At 70.4% G+C, this 16,462-nt stretch carries 14 protein-coding genes and 1 tRNA gene; 3 read left to right on the top strand and 12 right to left on the bottom strand.

Annotated features, from left to right (window positions below; translation table 11 throughout):
• Window positions 1-29: 29 nt before the first annotated feature.
• The 10 genes from D5S19_RS06835 to D5S19_RS06790 form a co-directional block, all read right to left on the bottom strand.
• Window positions 30-593, bottom strand: a complete 564-nt coding sequence (locus D5S19_RS06835; protein WP_120022465.1) for a hypothetical protein — start codon at window positions 591-593, stop codon at window positions 30-32.
• Window positions 593-1,954 (bottom strand): hypothetical protein, encoded by a 1,362-nt coding sequence (locus D5S19_RS06830; protein WP_120022464.1) that lies wholly within the window; start codon window positions 1,952-1,954, stop codon window positions 593-595. The genes D5S19_RS06835 and D5S19_RS06830 overlap by 1 nt, the downstream gene beginning before the upstream one ends.
• Window positions 1,951-2,751, bottom strand: a complete 801-nt coding sequence (locus D5S19_RS06825; protein ID WP_120022463.1) for an ABC transporter ATP-binding protein — start codon at window positions 2,749-2,751, stop codon at window positions 1,951-1,953. Before D5S19_RS06825 ends, D5S19_RS06830 begins: the two co-directional genes overlap by 4 nt.
• Window positions 2,752-2,767: 16 nt before the next feature.
• Window positions 2,768-3,556 (bottom strand): zf-HC2 domain-containing protein, encoded by a 789-nt coding sequence (locus tag D5S19_RS06820; RefSeq protein ID WP_120022462.1) that lies wholly within the window; start codon window positions 3,554-3,556, stop codon window positions 2,768-2,770.
• A gap of 41 nt (window positions 3,557-3,597) precedes the next feature.
• Window positions 3,598-4,152, bottom strand: coding sequence for an RNA polymerase sigma factor (locus tag D5S19_RS06815; RefSeq protein ID WP_120022461.1), 555 nt, complete (start codon window positions 4,150-4,152; stop codon window positions 3,598-3,600).
• Window positions 4,153-4,268: 116 nt separating this feature from the next.
• Window positions 4,269-5,192: a MazG family protein gene (locus D5S19_RS06810; RefSeq protein WP_120022460.1), complete on the bottom strand. Its 924-nt coding sequence runs from the start codon at window positions 5,190-5,192 to the stop codon at window positions 4,269-4,271.
• Window positions 5,189-6,187 carry a hypothetical protein gene (locus tag D5S19_RS06805; protein WP_325050229.1) on the bottom strand — a complete coding sequence of 333 codons (999 nt, stop codon included), beginning with the start codon at window positions 6,185-6,187 and terminating at the stop codon, window positions 5,189-5,191. The genes D5S19_RS06810 and D5S19_RS06805 overlap by 4 nt, the downstream gene beginning before the upstream one ends.
• A 78-nt stretch (window positions 6,188-6,265) precedes the next feature.
• Window positions 6,266-9,841 carry a transcription-repair coupling factor gene (mfd, locus tag D5S19_RS06800; RefSeq protein ID WP_120022503.1) on the bottom strand — a complete coding sequence of 1,192 codons (3,576 nt, stop codon included), beginning with the start codon at window positions 9,839-9,841 and terminating at the stop codon, window positions 6,266-6,268.
• 175 nt (window positions 9,842-10,016) lie between these two features.
• Complete coding sequence (locus D5S19_RS06795) at window positions 10,017-10,523, bottom strand: DedA family protein (RefSeq protein ID WP_120022458.1); 507 nt, start codon at window positions 10,521-10,523, stop codon at window positions 10,017-10,019.
• The gene (locus D5S19_RS06790; protein WP_120022457.1) at window positions 10,495-11,100 is read right to left on the bottom strand and encodes a class I SAM-dependent methyltransferase; all 606 of its coding nucleotides are present in this window, start codon (window positions 11,098-11,100) and stop codon (window positions 10,495-10,497) included. The genes D5S19_RS06795 and D5S19_RS06790 overlap by 29 nt, the downstream gene beginning before the upstream one ends.
• A gap of 318 nt (window positions 11,101-11,418) precedes the next feature.
• Between D5S19_RS06790 and D5S19_RS06785 the strand changes: the two genes are divergently transcribed.
• Window positions 11,419-12,591 carry a PQQ-dependent sugar dehydrogenase gene (locus tag D5S19_RS06785; protein WP_120022502.1) on the top strand — a complete coding sequence of 391 codons (1,173 nt, stop codon included), beginning with the start codon at window positions 11,419-11,421 and terminating at the stop codon, window positions 12,589-12,591.
• A gap of 135 nt (window positions 12,592-12,726) precedes the next feature.
• On the opposite strand, the gene D5S19_RS06780 is transcribed toward D5S19_RS06785, so the two are convergent.
• Together D5S19_RS06780 and D5S19_RS06775 are read right to left on the bottom strand one after the other, a co-directional pair.
• Complete coding sequence (locus D5S19_RS06780; RefSeq protein ID WP_141544589.1) at window positions 12,727-13,317, bottom strand: TetR/AcrR family transcriptional regulator; 591 nt, start codon at window positions 13,315-13,317, stop codon at window positions 12,727-12,729.
• Window positions 13,318-13,413: 96 nt separating this feature from the next.
• On the bottom strand, window positions 13,414-14,373 hold the full coding sequence (locus tag D5S19_RS06775; protein WP_120022456.1) for an acyl-CoA desaturase: 960 nt from the start codon (window positions 14,371-14,373) through the stop codon (window positions 13,414-13,416).
• 209 nt (window positions 14,374-14,582) lie between these two features.
• Between D5S19_RS06775 and D5S19_RS06770 the strand changes: the two genes are divergently transcribed.
• Window positions 14,583-14,654, top strand: a tRNA-Gln gene (locus D5S19_RS06770).
• A gap of 101 nt (window positions 14,655-14,755) precedes the next feature.
• Complete coding sequence (locus D5S19_RS06765; protein ID WP_120022455.1) at window positions 14,756-16,435, top strand: GGDEF domain-containing protein; 1,680 nt, start codon at window positions 14,756-14,758, stop codon at window positions 16,433-16,435.
• The last annotated feature ends 27 nt before the right edge of the window (window positions 16,436-16,462 follow it).

Raw genomic sequence — 16,462 nt, 5'->3', positions numbered from 1 at the left:
GAGATTTCGCCGCGGGCACGTCATCGAGGTCAACGGCGGGCACCCGCCATCGCGTATCCACCGGCGCCCAGCACGAACAGCGCCCCCGCCAGCCACCAGGACAACGCATCGTCCGTCGGCAGCCGCAGCCATGTGAAGACCCGATTCAGCGTCTCCGGTTCATCGGGCGTGCCCAATCCCAACAGGGTCCAGCCCAGTGGCAGGGTCCAGCCGAACTGGCCGCCGAACAGCATGGCCGCCAGCCCGGCCAAGCCGAGCAGGCCGGCCGTGTCGCGGACGATCAGCGCACTCTCGACCTGGACGTCGCCTGCTTCCTGCACGGCGAGCATGACACCGGCGACGACCACCCCGATCAGCAGCAGATGCGTGAGCCGCCGGGGAAACCAGCCGAACCCGGCCGTGCGGTCGAGGTCGATGTCCTGCCCGCTCAGCCCGCTCGCGGCGAAGACGACACCCAGGCCCAGCCCGAGCGTCGCAGCAAAGGGCGTCCACTTGTCCTCGGCAAACCACCAGGTCAGCACCACCGACAGCAGCAGCGGCGCCACCACGACCGGCACGTGCCGGGAACGCGCGTACAACGTGAGCCAGCGCATCAGCCCGCGCCTCCGGTGAGCGCGGCCAGCGGGTCACCCTGGCAAGTCAGCTCGACCTGCCGCGCCGCAGAGACACGCGCGATCTGCTCCTGCTCCGGCAACGCGTGCAGGGCGGTCCACACCGGCGGCATCAATTCTGCCGCCTCCCGCTGCTGGTAGGCCCTGGCCGGAGGCGGCGTCGCCGAACCGGCGAGCCAGCCTTGCATCACCCACCGCGCCACCGTCTCGCGCTTCTCCTCCAGGCTGTCGTAGTGGCTTGGGATACACCGTGGGGTTCCGGCTCCCTCCAGCAGCACCGCGGTCAGGTCACTGACGGGCACGTAAGTCATGGACGAGTACCGGACCAGCAGCCGCGATGGGTCCCGCTGCCTCCTCAGGTAGTAATTGTCAGACTCGGTCGACTCTTCGACCCGTTCGGGGTGCTGCGGGAGTTTCTGCAGTGCCTGGATGGCTTCCTTGCCCGGACCGGCCAACGTCGGCAGCCACTTCTCGCGCAGCTTCGTCACACACACCGGGCCGTCGCAGACCAGCGCGCTCGCCGCCTTGTCCGGGGTCAGATTGCCCTCTCTGGTGGCGGGAAAGACCAGCAACGCGGCCGCGAGCCCGGCCACCACCGGCAGGACCGCGAGCAACCGGGCGCGGCCCCGCCGAACCATCAGCAAGAGCAGGCCGGTCGCGGTGAGCCCGGAAAGCCAGCACAGCTGTCCGATGGTGAACCCCGCGGAGGGCCGCATGAACGCACTTTCGGGCGGGCTCACCGCGACCGACAGGTCGGTGAGCCAACTCGGCACCGAGCTGCCCTGGGGGCTGGCGTCCTGGTTCGACACCAGCCCGGCGACCGTGGCCACCAGCGCGAGCACGGTCAAGGCCGGCGCGGTGACCGGATGCGGTAGCAATCGGCCGACGCCGAGGCCGAGCGCGACCCCGGCGAGCGCCGCGACGAGCCCGAGCACCACCGAGACCAGCGATGCGGCCGTGAACATCCCGCCGTGTACCGCCACCTGGACGAGTCCGGTCACGAGCAGCAGCAGGTAACCCACCACGACCGCGAGGCCGACCGCGAGGCTGAGAATCAGCGCCCGATGCGCGGTCGGACGGGGTGTCGAGGAGAACAGCTCGCCGACCCCGGCGCGGCTTTCCCGCATACCCTGGATCGCGGCCGCGCCGACAATGATCGGCCACAGGAAGATCAGGGAGAATCGCGTCCACTCCACCGTTCCTGGTGAGTCGAGTCCCCAGGGTACGGCGTTCGTCATTCGCGGGGCGCGGTACATCAGCAGGATCGCCACCGCCACCACCACTATGGCGACCGGGAGCCAGAGCGCGATCGTGCGCCGCAGTTCGACGCGCAGCGTCCTCACCACGACTCCTTCCCAGCACGGTCCCCGAGCAGCGCCGAGTAACCACGTTCGATCGGGCTGTCGCCGATGTCGGCCGCGCTGCCCGCGGCGGCCAGATCGTCCGGCGTGCCCTGGAAGACCAGCTGGCCGGCGGCGAACAGAACCACGTCGGAGCAGGCCGCAGCCACGTCCTCGACCAGGTGAGTGGACACCAGCACGCAGGACTCCCGGCCCAGTTCCTGCATCAGCTCCCGGAAGCGCACCCGCTGAGCCGGGTCGAGACCGACGGTCGGCTCGTCCAGCAGCAGGATCTGCGGGTCGTTCACGATCGCCTGGGCGATCCCGGCCCGGCGGACCATGCCGCCGGAGAGGGTCTTCAACTTGTCGTCGGCGCGGTCGGCGAGGCCGACCCGCTCGATCGCGCGCTGCACCGCCCCCGGTATCTCCTGCTTCGGCATTTCCTTGAGCCAGGCCAGATACTCGACGAACTCGCGCACGGTGAACCGCTTGTAGTAGCCGAATACCTGCGGTAGATAGCCGATCCGGCGGCGCAGCGCCCGCTGGTCGAGCTTGCCCACCTGCTGACCGAGCAGGGCCAGCCGGCCCGCCTCCGGGCGCAGCACCGTGGCCAGCGCCCGGATCAGCGTGGTCTTGCCCGCGCCGTTGGGGCCGAGCAGCCCATGCACCCCGATCCCGAGCGAAAGATCCAGCCCGTTGACCGCCAGCCGTTTGCGCCCGACCCGTACTTTCAGGCCTTCTGCCTGAATTTCCCAGGCATAAGTCGCCGGTGCGACCTCCGCGGCATCCATGGCCCGCATCTGTTTTCCCCTCTTCTCAACGAGTTGCGGCAAGCCGCATGAAGGTGTCCTTGCGGAACACCACGAAACCGGCGGTCAGCACGACGAGTGCGACCCAGTAGGGCAGCGCGGCGGGCTCCAGCGCGACCGAACCGTCCACGCTCATCGCCGGTACCACCAGCGCACCCAGCCACACCCCGCTCAGGATCGAAGCCGCCCAGCCGACTCCGATGAGCGAGCCGAGGGCGAGCGTGCCGGTGCTGAAACCGAGCGCGGGCAGGAGCACCAGCCCGAGGTTCGTACCGGTGAACCAGCCGGCCGGCAGCAGGATCGCCACCAACGGCACCAGCACCGCGGCGCTGCGCCGCAGCACCAGTTCGAGCCCGGCGCGCGGCGAGCCGGTGGTCAGCTCGTAGGCCGGGTCGAGTCCCCGCGACCACGCCGCGGCCACCCCGAACACCGGCAGTACCGGCGCGAACAGCTGCAGCAGCGAACGGCTGCCGTCGCCCATCCGGTCCAGCGCCACGGTGATCGCCAGGACCACCAGGACCATCGCCAGCCAGGGCACCATCGCCGGGGTCGCCCAGCGGTGCAACCAGGCCCGCACCCGGTGGCGTCGCGGGGCCGGTTGCCCGGCCAGCCGCGGCTCCAGACCGGCCCAAACGGCGTCGAGAAGGCCGGACTCGGCCGTGGTGGACGCGCCGGCAAGCCGGGCGCGGCACTGCGCGCACGTCTCCAGATGCGCTTCCATCGCCCACTCCTGATCGCCCGGCAGCGCACCGCCGGCCAAGTATTCGGTGAGCATCCGATCGGGCACGTGGTTCACAGCTGGACCTCCTTCGCGGAGCGGGGGGATGGGGATCTCGTTCACGACAGCGCCTCCCGCATCGTGATCCGGGCACGGCGTGCCCGGGTCTTCACCGTGCCCTCCGGCAGCCCCAGCAGGACCGCGGTCTCCCGGACCGACAATCCGTCCAGAACCATGGCCTGGAGCACCTGACGCAGCTCGGGCGCGAGCGTGCGAAGCGCATCGCCGACGGAATCGCCGACCGAATCGGCCAGCGCCTCGTCTTCGGCGGCGGGCGCGACCACCGCGGTGTACGCGGCGGCAGGCGGCTGGGCGTGGTGCGCGCGGCGGCGGAAGGCATCGACCAGCCGCCGCGCCGCGATCGTCCACACCCAGCCCACGGCGGAGCCGCCGGTGACGGAACCGGCGAACGACCCCGCGGCACGCCACACGGCCAGATAGGTCTCCTGCATGACCTCGGCGACGATCTGGTCGTCGCTGCAGCGGCGGCGCAGGCGGACCGCGAGCCAGGGCGAGGTGCGGCGGTAGAACTCCTCGAACGCCGCACGATCACCCCGCGCAGTGCGCCGGACGAGCTGTTCCTCGTCCGGCTCCGGGGCGGGCTTGTGCTTCACACCTGGCAAGACGCCAAGATCCGGAAATCGGTTCTCCCCCGGAAGTGGGCTGCCTCACAATTCAGCCGGACGGGTGGACGCCGACCCGGCTTTGCGGAGAGAACGCCCGGCTCACCTCAGGCGGACGGCCAGAACCGGCGCCAGCCCTCGGCCTCCAGGGTCGCCGGTTCGACCCCGTTCGCGCGGGCGGCGGCCTCGGCGGCCCGGATGTCCTGCGCGAACTGCTTGGCGACCGAGCGCAGCTCGCCTTCCGGATCCACCCCGGCCCGCCGCGCGGTGGCGGCGACGCGGAAGAGCTGCGCGGCAGCCTCGGTACCGCCGGGGAACAGGTCGAGGGGCACGCCCGCGCGCCCGCTGCGCTGCCCCAGCTTGCCGGCGAGCGCGACCGCGGGCTGGCCGAGCGCCACGCCGTCCACAATGGACTTACGTTGTTTCTCGGCCTGCTTCAGCTCTTCCCACTGCGTTTCCTGCCGATCCGCGCTGGACATGCGGTCCGCGTCGGCGAACACGTGCGGATGGCGGCTGACGAGCTTGGTCACCAGTGCCCGCGCCACATCGTCCACAGTGAACGGATCGCGCGCGTCCTCGGCGGCCACCCTGGCGTGGAAGAGCACCTGGAGCAGGACGTCGCCGAGTTCCTCGCGCAGCGCCTCGCGATCGTTCTCCTCGATCGCGTCGAGCAGCTCGTAGGTCTCCTCGACCAGATACTGCCGCAGCGAATCGTGCGTCTGCGCGGCGTCCCACGGGCAGCCGCCGGGCGAGCGCAGCCGGTCCATCACCTCGACGGCTTCGACGAGGGGCGGCACCGGCGCCTCGATCACCCGCGCACCGGCCTTGATCAGCTCCGCCGCAACAGGCTCGGCACGGGAAGCGGCCACGAGCACGAGATCCTGCCCGGCAGCCATCGTCGCGACCGATGGCAGACCAAGCCATTCGGCATCGACGTCCGCCGCCGCGCAGGCGGCCGGGGAGCGCAGCAAGGGCAGCGCCGCCGCGGGAATCGCGTCCCGACGGACGAGGACGACGACCGGGCCGGTCATTGCTGTGCCGGGGCGGCACCCTGCACCGGCAGGACGACACCGGCGAGCTCGGCACTGTTCGGCGCGAGGTTCATCCCGACCGGATCCCACACGCCGTACCGCGGGTTGATCTTGGTGTCGACTTCCTGGACGTAGGGCTGCAGCAGACGTATCCCGATCGCGCCGAGCTGGGCCGCGGTCGGCTGCTGGACCTGGTCGGTGGCCACCTGCTTGCCGGTCGCGCGCTGCCGCACCACGGCGGTGACCCACCAGGTCGGCGCGGCGGCCGGGTTCGGCTGGAACGCGATGGCGGTGTTCGCCGGCACGCCGAAAAGGACGGTCGCGGCGTCCGCCGGCGAGGACAGCGCGGGCACCTGCTGCCCGACATTGCCCTGCGCCCCGCCCTGCAACTCGGCGGTGATGGCGCCCGGGTTCTTCGCGTACTTCTCGGCTTTGGCGATCGCCTCGCCGCGCGCGGTCTTCGCGTCGACGGACGGCGCCTGACCGTCCGAAGAGGGCGCGCCGACGCTGGTGTAGTCGAAGTTGACGGTGAGCGAGGGCAGGTACTTCACCGCCAGCTTCTGCTCCAGGTACTGGTCGGTCAGCGCTTCCCGGTGGTCGCGCAGCCGCCACACGAGCTGGGTGACGCCGGCCGCCTCGTCCTGCGCGGCGGCCGCGGGAAGCTCACCGCCCAGCGGATCCTTCTGCGCGACCGCGTCGATGGCGTCCGCATCGGCGGTGACGCCTTCCTTCCGCGCCGCCTTGGCCAGGACCTCGTGCAGCACCGCCTGCCGGACGATCTCGCGGCCGACGAGGTCGAGCTTGTGCTGCGCGGCCAGCTCACGGGCGAAGGGCTGCTCGCGCACCGCGCGGTTGAGCAGGCCCTGCACCTGGTCGATCGTGGTGAGCTTGCCGTCGACGAGCGCGGCCGTGCCCACCTGGCTCGGACCAGCACCGCACCCGGTGAGGAGGAAGGCTCCGGCAACGACGGCGACGAGCGCGCGGGGGCGCCTCATGATCCGCATCACAGGCCATACCCTCTCACACGCCCGCCCCCGAAACGCAATACCGTCGCGGCAATTTCGGTGCCCACCTCAGACCGCGGCCGGGGTCTTGGTCAACTGGGCCAGCAGTTTCGCGCACCAGTCGAGCAGCTCCTGGTCCCGCAGCGCGGGCGCCCCCATCCGGCCGCCCGCCGGACCTTCGGTCGGCTTGGGGACCGAGACGGTGTTCGTGACCGCCTTGTACAACGCCTTGGGGTACAAGCGTTTCAGCCGCACCATCTGGGAATCGGCCAGCGGCAGCGGGGCGAACCGGATGGTGCTGCCCTGCACCGCCACCTCGGTGACGCCCGCGGCGCGGCAGGTATGCCGGAACGCGGCCACGGCGAGCAGCCGGGTGACCGGGGCGGGCGGCTGGCCATAGCGGTCGATCAGCTCCTCGCGGACCGCGTCCAGCGCTGCCGGATCCGGAGCCGCGGCGATCTTGCGGTAGGCCTCCAGCCGGAGCCGCTCGCCGGGGACGTAGTCGTGCGGGAGGTGCGCGTCCACCGGCAGATCGACGCGGACCTCGGCGAGCTCCTCGTCTTCGCTGGTCTCGGCGCCGGCGTGCCTGCGGAAGGCCTCCACGGCCTCACCGACGAGCCGGACGTACAGGTCGAAGCCGACTCCGGCGATGTGCCCGGACTGCTCCGCGCCGAGGATGTTGCCCGCGCCGCGGATCTCCAGGTCCTTCATCGCGACCGCCATCCCGGCACCGAGTTCGGTGTTCTGCGCGATGGTGGCGAGCCGGTCGTGCGCGGTCTCGGTGAGCGGCGCCTCGGGCGGATAGAGAAAGTAGGCGTACCCGCGCTCCCGGCCGCGGCCGACGCGTCCGCGCAACTGGTGCAGCTGCGCCAGGCCGAGCATGTCGCCGCGTTCCACGATCAGCGTGTTGGCGTTGGAGATGTCCAGGCCCGTCTCGACGATCGTGGTACAGACCAATACGTCGTACTCGTTCTCCCAGAAGCCCTGGATGATCTTCTCGAGCTTCTCCTCGTTCATCTGACCGTGCGCGGTGACCACGCGGGCCTCCGGCACCATCTCCCGGATCCGGCGCGCGGCCTTCTCGATCGAGGAGACCCGGTTGTGCACGTAGAAGACCTGGCCGTCGCGCAGCAGTTCCCGCCGGATGGCCGCGCCCACCTGCTTGTCGTCGTAGGCGCCGACGTAGGTGAGGATCGGGTGCCGGTCCTCCGGCGGGGTCAGGATGGTGGACATCTCCCGGATGCCCGCGAGCGACATCTCCAGGGTGCGCGGGATCGGCGTGGCGGACATGGTGAGCACGTCGACGTGCGTGCGCAGCGCCTTGATGTGCTCCTTGTGCTCGACGCCGAACCGCTGCTCCTCGTCGACGATCACGAGGCCGAGGTCCTTGTACCGGATGCCGGTCTGCAGCAGGCGGTGTGTGCCGATCACGACGTCCACCTCACCGGCCGAGAGCTGCTCCAGGATCACGTCCGCCTCGGACTTGTTGGTGAACCGGGACAGGCCCTTGATGGTGACCGGGAAGGACCGCATACGTTCGCCGAAAGTGTTCAGGTGCTGCTGGGCGAGCAGGGTGGTGGGCACCAGCACGGCGACCTGCTTGCCGTCCTGCACCGCCTTGAACGCCGCGCGCACCGCGATCTCGGTCTTGCCGTAGCCCACGTCGCCGCAGATCACCCGGTCCATCGGGACGCCGCGCTCCATATCGGCCTTGACCTCGTCGATGGCCGCGAGCTGGTCGTTGGTCTCGGTGAACGGGAAGGCGTCTTCGAGTTCGTGCTGCCACGGGGTGTCCTGGCCGAACGGATGACCGGGCGCGGCCTGACGCGCGGCGTAGAGCTGCACCAGCTCGGCGGCGATCTCCTTGACCGCCTTCTTCGCGCGGGCCTTGGTGTTCTTCCAGTCCGAACCGCCCAGCTTGTTCAGCGTGGGCAGCTCCCCGCCGACATAGCGGGACACCTCGTCGAGCTGGTCGGTGGGCACGAACAGCCGGTCGCCGGGCTGGCCGCGCTTGGACGAGGCGTACTCCAGCAGCAGGTACTCCCTGGTCACCGAGGCTCCGCCGGAGTCCTTCAGGGTCCGCTGCACCATCTCCACGAACCGGCCGATGCCGTGCTGGTCGTGCACCACGTAGTCGCCCGCCTTGAGCGCGAGCGGGTCGACCGCGCCACGGCGGCGCGAGGGCATCTTGGTGTTGAGGTCCTTTGTGGACGATCCGGCGGTGGCGCCACGGCCGGTGAGGTCGGCCTCGGACAGCACCACCAGCGCCCGCTCCGGGGCCACGAACCCGTCGGCGAGCCCACCGCAGGTGACCGTGACAACACCGGACGCCGGTGCTTCGGTGAGCGCGCTCTCCTGCTTCGCCGGGACGTCCGCGGCCAGCAGCTGCTCCACGGCCCGGCTCGCGGTGCCCTGCCCGGCGACCACGAGCACGCCGGTGCCGCCGCCGGCGAGGTGCGCGCGCAGATCGGTCATCGCGCGGTCCAGCTCGCCGCGATAAGCGGGCGCGGGTTCGATGCCGATCCGCAGGACGTCGGGATCCTCGCTGGTCAGCTGGGTCAGCGTCCACCAGCACCGCCGGGTGTCCTGCGCGTGCCGGGCGATCTCGGCCAGCCCACGGTAGGCCGACGCGCCGAGGTCGATCGGCGCTTGCCCGCCCACGGCGGCGGTGGTCCAGGAGGCTTCGAGGAACTCCTGCCCGGTGCGCACCAGGTCGGCGGCGCGGGCACGGATCTTCTCCGGATCGGCGAGCAGTACGTGGCTGCCCTCCGGCAGCGCGTCGGTGAGCAGCTCCAGCTCCCCCGGGCAGAGCACCGGGATCAGCGCTTCCATGCCTTCCACCGGGATGCCGCCGGAGAGCTTGGTGAGCATCTCGGCCAGGTGCGCATCGGCCTCGTAGGTGGTGGCCAGATCGGCCGCGCGGGCCTTGACCTCGGCGGTGAGCAGCAGCTCCCGGCACGGCGGCGCGGTGACCCGCGGGATCTCGCCGGGCAGCGACCGCTGATCCGACACCGCGAACGCGCGGATCTCGCTGACCTCGTCGCCCCAGAACTCGATCCGGACCGGATGCTGCGCGGTCGGCCCGAACAGGTCGAGGATGCCGCCGCGGACGGCGAACTCCCCGCGCTTCTCCACCATGTCGACGCGGGTGTAGGCGAGTTCGACGAGCCGCTCCAGCAGCGCCTCGAAGCTCTGCTCCTCGCCGACCACCAGGTCGATCGGGGCGAGCAAGCCGAGGCCGGGGGCCATCGGCTGGATTAGGCTGCGCACGGTGGACACGACCACGCGCAGCTCGTCGTCGCCGGCGTGCAGGCGGTGCAGCACCTCCAGCCGTCGCCCGACGGTGTCCGCCCGCGGCGAGAGCCGCTCGTGCGGCAGCGTCTCCCAGGACGGGAAGCCGGCCACCCGGCCGCGGCCGAGCAGATCGCCGAGCGCGAGCGTCAGTTCATCGGCCTCGCGCCCGGTGGCGGTCACCGCGAGCACCGGCCGCCCGGCCCCGCCGCGGCCGGGATCTTCCGCCAGCGCGGCCGCGACGAGCTGGCGGACCGCTACGGCCCCCTGCAGCTCAAGCAGCGGCGCGCCGGCGCGCTCGACAACGCCGCGCAGGGCCGGGTCGGGAAGGATGGATTGGAGGAGTCCGGACAGTGGAGCGTCGGTCACTGCACCAGCCTACGTCCCGGGACCGACCCAATTTCGCTGACGCCGCGAACGGGCCGACCGGGTGGGTGATCCGGAAGCGATGGCCGCCGGGCGTCCGGACGCCCGAGAGCCGTCCGCGACCTGCGGGTGAACGCGAGCGCGGCAAGGAATCAGATGGGCCTCACAGGGCAACCCAACCGGTGAACTGTCCCGCAGACAGTTCCACTCCGGCCCAAAGCACCGCGGCACCACAACTGCCGGCCAGAAAGCGGCGGTACGGCAACCCGCTGGAACCGGCGACGCGGGGTACGAGCGTGCGAATGCCCGCCAGGCAACGACCAATGATTACTGCCGGTATGCCATAGCGCGCCACAGTTGCTTCAGCCTTGTTCCAGCGTTCCGTGCCTATTCGACGAGCGACGCGGGACGTACGCAGCTTCGGTCCCCACATGCGCCCTTCCAGATAGCCGAGTTGATCGCCCGCGACGGCCGCGACAACGGCGATCGGAAGCGCCAGCCACCAAGTGAGAGTCCCGCGCTGCACCAGCATCCCCATGAGCAGCAAAGTGGACAGCGTCGGCAGCACAATGCCCGGCAGCAGCGCAGTCTCCGCCATGATCACCAGCCCGCACACCAGGTAGACCAGGGGCGCAGGTGCGTCAAGCAGCGGTCGCAATAGGCTTTCCATGCCGGTCTGCTCCCCTCAGCACCGGTAGGGCCGCGCGGTAGACGTACGCAGGTGGCATGTTCTGCCACACGACGCGGGTGCGCTCGACAACTGCGAAGCGGCTTCGCAGCAGACGAGCGAATCGGCGAGCTGGCGGCGTCCATGCTGCGTGCGCGTACGCGAACGTCGTGAGGCAGCCCTGCAGAGACAGCGCCTCGCAGACCTCATTCAAGATTTTTCCTTGCCGCGGCGCGGGCATGGCGGTCCACGGCAGCCCGGAGACGACGACGTCAATCGGCGCCATCGCGTAGGACGCGATGTGCTCAGCTGAATCTTCGGCAAGATGCAGCGTCGGGAATCGAGCGCGAAGATCGCGTACGAGCCGGCTGTTGATCTCAAGCGCCGTAAAAGACGCATCGGGCGTGACCATCCGCAGCAGCACCTCGGTGAACACGCCGGTGCCCGGGCCCAGCTCCACGACATTGCCTGCGCTTTCGACGCCGAGGCCGCCCGTTATGGCGGTAGCCAGCCGCGGTGAGCTTGCGGCAATCGCGCCGGTACGCACGGGGTGGCGCAGGAACGCCTTGATGATCGACATGGCTGAACGGTATGGAGCACGCCGGTACCCGCGGATCGGCTCATCGGTCCGCCGATATCGTCCGATCGGACGATCCACTGGCCACCGCGCCACGACGCGTGCGGCGCCGGACCTGGCCCGTATTCGAAAAGCCGGTTCCCGCACGTCAACGCGGCACTGATGCTCGTACTTTTGTTCTACACAAGCAAAAGCGACCGAACATTCGCGCTCGGTGTGCCGCCTTCCGCACACTATCAGTTCGGCACCGACTGCGAGTCCGGATTGAACCGACCCGGCCGGTGCGCGGTACTCGCCCGATTCGTGGGGCATGATGAGCACATGCGCCGCTGCCTGGCCGCCCTGCTCACCTCCTCGATGATGCTCACCGCCTGCTCGGGCGCGACCGGCTCACCAGCGCCGGACACGCCGAGCCGCGGGTTCCGGGTGGAGGAGATCGCGCACGGGCTGACGCACGGCTGGGACGTCGGCTTCCTCCCGGACGGCGCGCTGCTCGTGCCGCAGCGGCCGGGCAAGCTCGCGCTGCTGCGCGAAGGCCGGGTCCTCGACGTGCGAGCGGACTTCTCGGACGTCCTCGTCGAGGGCGAAGGCGGCCTGCTCGGCCTGGTCCCGGCCGCGGACTTCGCGACCTCACGCGAGTTCACCACCTGCCAGACACACCAGGAAAACGGCCGGGCGGTGGACGTCCGGCTGGTCACCTGGCGGCTCGCCGCGGACGGCGCGAGTGCCGAGAAGGTGCGTGTCCTGCTGTCCGGCCTCCCGGTGAACCCGAGCGGACGGCATTCCGGCTGCCGCCCCACCCTCGGCCCGGACGGTGCCCTGCTCGTCGGCACCGGGGACACCGCGAAAGCCACCGTCGCCCAGGATCGGCACAGCCTCGGCGGCAAGGTGCTGCGCATCGACGCGAAGACCGGGGAACCGTTGCCCGGCAACCCTTTCCTGTCCTCAGCGGACCCGGCAGAGCGGCGCATCCTCACCTACGGCCACCGCAACGTGCAGGGCGTGGCTATCCGGCCGGGCACCGGGCAGATCGTCACCGCCGAGCACGGGCCGAGCTTCGACGACGAGGTCAACCTGGTGCGCCCGGGCGGAAACTACGGCTGGGACCCGTCGAAAGGCGGCACCGACGACCAGTACGACGAGACCGTGCCGATGACCGACACCACCCGGTTCCCGGACGCCGTTCGTCCACTGTGGACCTCCGGGTCGACGACCCAGGCGATCAGCGGGGACGCCTTCCTCACCGGGCCGCAGTGGGGTGCCGACGAGGGCGCGCTGGCCGTTGTGGCGTTGAAGGGGCAGAAACTCCTGCTGCTGCACCTGGATGCCGACGCGAAGGTCACCAGCGTCACGCTGCCGCCGGAATTCGACGACCGGTTCGGCCGGTTGCGAGCCGTCCGCAGCGCCCCGGACGGCTCGCTGTACGTGACGACTTCGAACGGCGACAACGACAAAGTCCTGCGGGTGACCCCGGCGCCCCCTCAGCCGGAGTAGGCGCCCCCGTTCACGTGCACCACCTGACCGGTGATGCGCCCGGCCTCCGGCGAGAACCGAGGGCTGTGAAGGGACCCTTCACAGCCGCCGAGTCCGTGAAGGGACCCTTCACAGCCCTGGTCGCGCAACCGCGAATCAGCCGAGCAGCCGCGGCTTGTTCTCCAGGTGCGACAACCCGTTCCAGGCCAGGTTCACCAGATGCGCGGCGACCTCGTCCCGCTTCGGTTTGCGCGCGTCCAGCCACCACTGCCCGGTGAGCGCGACCATGCCGACCAGCGCCTGCGCGTAAAGCGCGGAGAGCTTCTCCTCATACCCGCGCGCGGCGAACTGCTGGGCCAGGATGTACTCCACCTGGCTGGCGATGTCGTTGAGCACCGTGGAGAACGTGCCGGTGGAACTGGCCACCGGGGAATCGCGGACCAGGATGCGGAAGCCGTCGTGGGAATCCTCGACGTAGCCGAGCAACGCGGTCGCGGCCTGCTCCAGCATCGCCCGCGGATGCCCGCCGTGCAGAGCCGAGACCATCCGGTCGAGCAGCAGCTGGGTCTCGCGGTCCACGACGACCGCGTAGATGCCTTCCTTGCCGCCGAAATGCTCGTACACCACCGGCTTCGACACGTTCGCGTGTGCGGCGATCTCTTCTATCGACGTCCCGTCGAAGCCCTTTTCCGCGAACAGCGCCCGCGCCACGTCCAGCAGCTGCTGCCTGCGCTCGCTGCCGGTCATCCGCACCCTGGTCACCGGAGCGGCCGGCCGCGCTCCGGTGAGAGCCTCACGTTTGGCCCGTCGTCTCCCCGCCATTCCAGCAGGGTAGTTGCCGGGCTACTTCGCCTCGGCGGCGATGCGCGCCAGCCGCTGCGGAGTCGGCCAGCGCACGTCGTGCGCCCAGCCGAATTTTTCGAACAGCCAGATCAGCCGGGCGGACATGTCGATCTGCCCGCGCTTGACCCCGTGCCGGGCCGAGGTCGGGTCGGCGTGGTGCAGGTTGTGCCAGGACTCCCCGAAGGAGAAGATCGCCAGCGGCCAGAAGTTCGCCGAGCGGTCGCGCGCGGCGAACGGGCGCTCGCCGATCATGTGGCAGATCGAGTTGACCGACCAGGTCACGTGGTGCAGCACGCAGATGCGCACCAGCCCGGCCCAGAACAACGCGGTCACCCCGCCCCACAGCGACCAGGACAGCAGCCCGCCGAGCAGGGCAGGCCCGGCCAGCGTCAGCAGGGACCACAGCCAGAACAGGTCGTCCACCTTGCGGATCGCCGGGTCCTTGACCAGATCCGGGGCGAACCGGCTCTGGTTGCTCTGGTCCCGCTCGAACAGCCAGCCCATGTGCGCGTGCCAGAAGCCCTTCGCGATGGCCGCCGGCGAGGTGCCGTAGGCCCACGGGGAGTGCGGATCGCCGTCGCGGTCGGAGAACGCGTGGTGCCGCCGGTGATCGGCCACCCAGGTGATCACCGGGCCCTGCAGCGCGAGGCTGCCCGAGATCGCCATCACCACGCGCAGCCACGGCTTGGCCTTGAACGAGCCGTGCGTGAAGTGCCGGTGGTAGGCCACCGTGATGCCGAGCCCGCTGATGCCGTAGAAGGCCACGAACAGCGCGACGTCCAGCCAGCTCAGCCCCCAGCCCCAGGCGAACGGGACGGCGACGAGCAGCGCCACGATCGGCAGCAGCACGCCGAGGTAGACGGTGATCTGCAGGCCCATCGAGCGATGCCCGCCGATCATCGGCTTGGCGCCGTTCGGGGGCTTTCCGGCGGGCTGGGAACGGTCGAGGGTGGCCGTCATACGTTCACTTCTTCCTGCAGTATGGTCCTGGAAAGGGTGCCCTTACCTACGGTGTCGTAAGTTACGGTACAGGAGGTTTCCCGCACTGGGGAGGCCCGGAATGTCCGGCTCCGCGCCCGATCCGGACGGTTCCGGCGCGGAGCCGGGCGCGGGTGGATCACCCTCCTGCCACCACGGTCGCCGATCATCGCTATTCTGACCAGGTTCGATCCGCCGTAGTGTAATCGGCAGCACTTCAGATTTTGGTTCTGACAGTTCAGGTTCGAATCCTGGCGGCGGAGCTGTCCTGGCAGGGTGCACGACGGGCGCGGGCGATGGGAGTGGGCGGCTGAGCGAGGAAGCGAGCGGCGCCACGAGCGCTCGGCGCCCGACCCTGGCAGAGATGTCCGATGCGTGGCTGGTCGGTCGCGCACGGGAACTGATCGCGGCCGTGCAGCGCCCGGCACACGAAAGCCAGCTGGCGATCGTCGCGATCATGGACGAGCTGCTGGAGGAGACCCTGCGCCGCGGGGAACCCACGCTCGTCGCCGAGCTCCTGCGAGCCTCCGCCTTCTCCCGGCTGGTCACCCGCGGCCTCGCCGCGGAGGCCGAACCGCGGCTCGACGAAATGCTCGCGCACACCCGGCGCCACGGGCTGTCGCTGCTGCGCGCGGACGCGCACGCGCTGCGCGGGCGGCGGCTGGTGCTCGCCGCGCAGGAGGACGCCGCGCTCACCGAGATCGCCCGGGCGCTGGCGATCCTGGACGACTCGACCATCCCGGACCGCCAGGTGGGGGTGCGCAACTGGAACCGCATGCAGTCCAACGCGCTGATCGACTGCTGGACCGTGCTCAACCAGCTCGGCGTGTACGAGGCGGCGGAGGAGGTCATCGGCCGCGCACACCAGGCGATCCGGGAGAGCGCGAGCCCGCACGAGATCACCCTCCAGCTGATGAACCGGGTCAAGATGCTGCTCGGCTGGGGCCTGCGGCTGGAACGCGTCGAGCGCTACGACGAGGCGGCCGAGAAGTTCCGCACCGCCTCGTCGATGGCGGTCGCCGCGGAGGGGCCGTTCGCCGAATCGCTCTTCCCGCGCAAGGCCGGCGTCGCCGCGGTGGACCAGGTGGGCATTCTGGCCGCCGCACTCGCGCTGCACCACCCGGCCGCCGAACATGTCGAACGGTTGCAGCGGCTGTATGACGAACACCACTTTTCGGCCGAGCAAGATCTGGTCCTGGTCGCGCTCGGGCGTTGCCTGGACGAAGCCGGGCGGCGCACGGAGGCGCTGAGCTTGATGCGGGAGGCACAGCGGGAAATCTCCGAAACGCCTTCCCAGCCCTCGATGCGGCTCACCATCACGCGCGAGCTGGCCCGGCTCGACCCGGAGGCGTCGAACCAGTCCCTGATCGACTACGCCACCGCGCTGGAGATGGAGATGTGGTCGCTGCGCGAATCCCAGATCGCCACGCTCAACGCGCGCCGTGAGCACGAACGGCTTTCGGCCGAACACGGTGCGATCACCCAGCAGGCACTGCAGGATCCGCTCACCGGCCTGCCGAATCGCCGCGCGCTCGACGAGCGGCTGCGCGCGCTGTCCTCCTCGGCCGATGCCCAGCCGCTCGCCGTCGCGCTGGTGGACCTCGACGGCTTCAAGGGCGTGAACGACAAGCAGTCGCACGCGGAGGGCGACAACGTGCTGCGTGTCGTCGCGAGCACGCTCCGCGACACCCTGCGCGGAGACGACGTGGTCGCCCGCTACGGCGGCGACGAGTTCATCGCGCTACTTCCCGGCACGCCGGCGTCCGCGGCGAAGATGGCGCTCGGCCGGGCGGCGAGTTCCGTCGCGTCGCTGCCGCATCACCTTTCACACGGCGTCACCCTCTCCATCGGATTGGTCTCCCTGCGTCCGCAGGAGCGGGCCGAGCAGGTGCTCGCGCGCGCGGATGCGGCGATGTACCAGGCGAAACGGGGCGGCGGGAACCAGGTCGCCTCGGCCAACTCGATGGCCGGGGACGGGGCCGTCGGACACTCCGCGGAGAGCTTCGCGGCCGACCCCGCGTGGGCCGCCGAGGACCCCACGTAGGATTCTTGCCTGACGTCAGCCGTCCGG

The organism is Amycolatopsis panacis (assembly GCF_003600245.1).
GTDB lineage: Bacteria > Actinomycetota > Actinomycetes > Mycobacteriales > Pseudonocardiaceae > Amycolatopsis > Amycolatopsis sulphurea.
Note: the sequence above shows the minus strand (reverse complement) of the source record. Positions and strands in the feature narration are given on the sequence as shown.

What these genes read in the sequence shown, in the direction of transcription:
- D5S19_RS06780 (WP_141544589.1), bottom strand. Translation starts at nt 13,317, where the DNA reads ATGACCGGCAGCGAGCGCAGGCAGCAGCTGCTGGACGTGGCGCGGGCG.
- D5S19_RS06775 (WP_120022456.1), bottom strand. Translation starts at nt 14,373, where the DNA reads ATGACGGCCACCCTCGACCGTTCCCAGCCCGCCGGAAAGCCCCCGAAC.
- D5S19_RS06795 (WP_120022458.1), bottom strand. Translation starts at nt 10,523, where the DNA reads ATGGAAAGCCTATTGCGACCGCTGCTTGACGCACCTGCGCCCCTGGTC.
- D5S19_RS06835 (WP_120022465.1), bottom strand. Translation starts at nt 593, where the DNA reads ATGCGCTGGCTCACGTTGTACGCGCGTTCCCGGCACGTGCCGGTCGTG.
- D5S19_RS06810 (WP_120022460.1), bottom strand. Translation starts at nt 5,192, where the DNA reads ATGACCGGCCCGGTCGTCGTCCTCGTCCGTCGGGACGCGATTCCCGCG.
- D5S19_RS06790 (WP_120022457.1), bottom strand. Translation starts at nt 11,100, where the DNA reads ATGTCGATCATCAAGGCGTTCCTGCGCCACCCCGTGCGTACCGGCGCG.
- D5S19_RS06785 (WP_120022502.1), top strand. Translation starts at nt 11,419, where the DNA reads ATGCGCCGCTGCCTGGCCGCCCTGCTCACCTCCTCGATGATGCTCACC.
- D5S19_RS06805 (WP_325050229.1), bottom strand. Translation starts at nt 6,187, where the DNA reads ATGAGGCGCCCCCGCGCGCTCGTCGCCGTCGTTGCCGGAGCCTTCCTC.
- D5S19_RS06765 (WP_120022455.1), top strand. Translation starts at nt 14,756, where the DNA reads ATGTCCGATGCGTGGCTGGTCGGTCGCGCACGGGAACTGATCGCGGCC.
- D5S19_RS06825 (WP_120022463.1), bottom strand. Translation starts at nt 2,751, where the DNA reads ATGCGGGCCATGGATGCCGCGGAGGTCGCACCGGCGACTTATGCCTGG.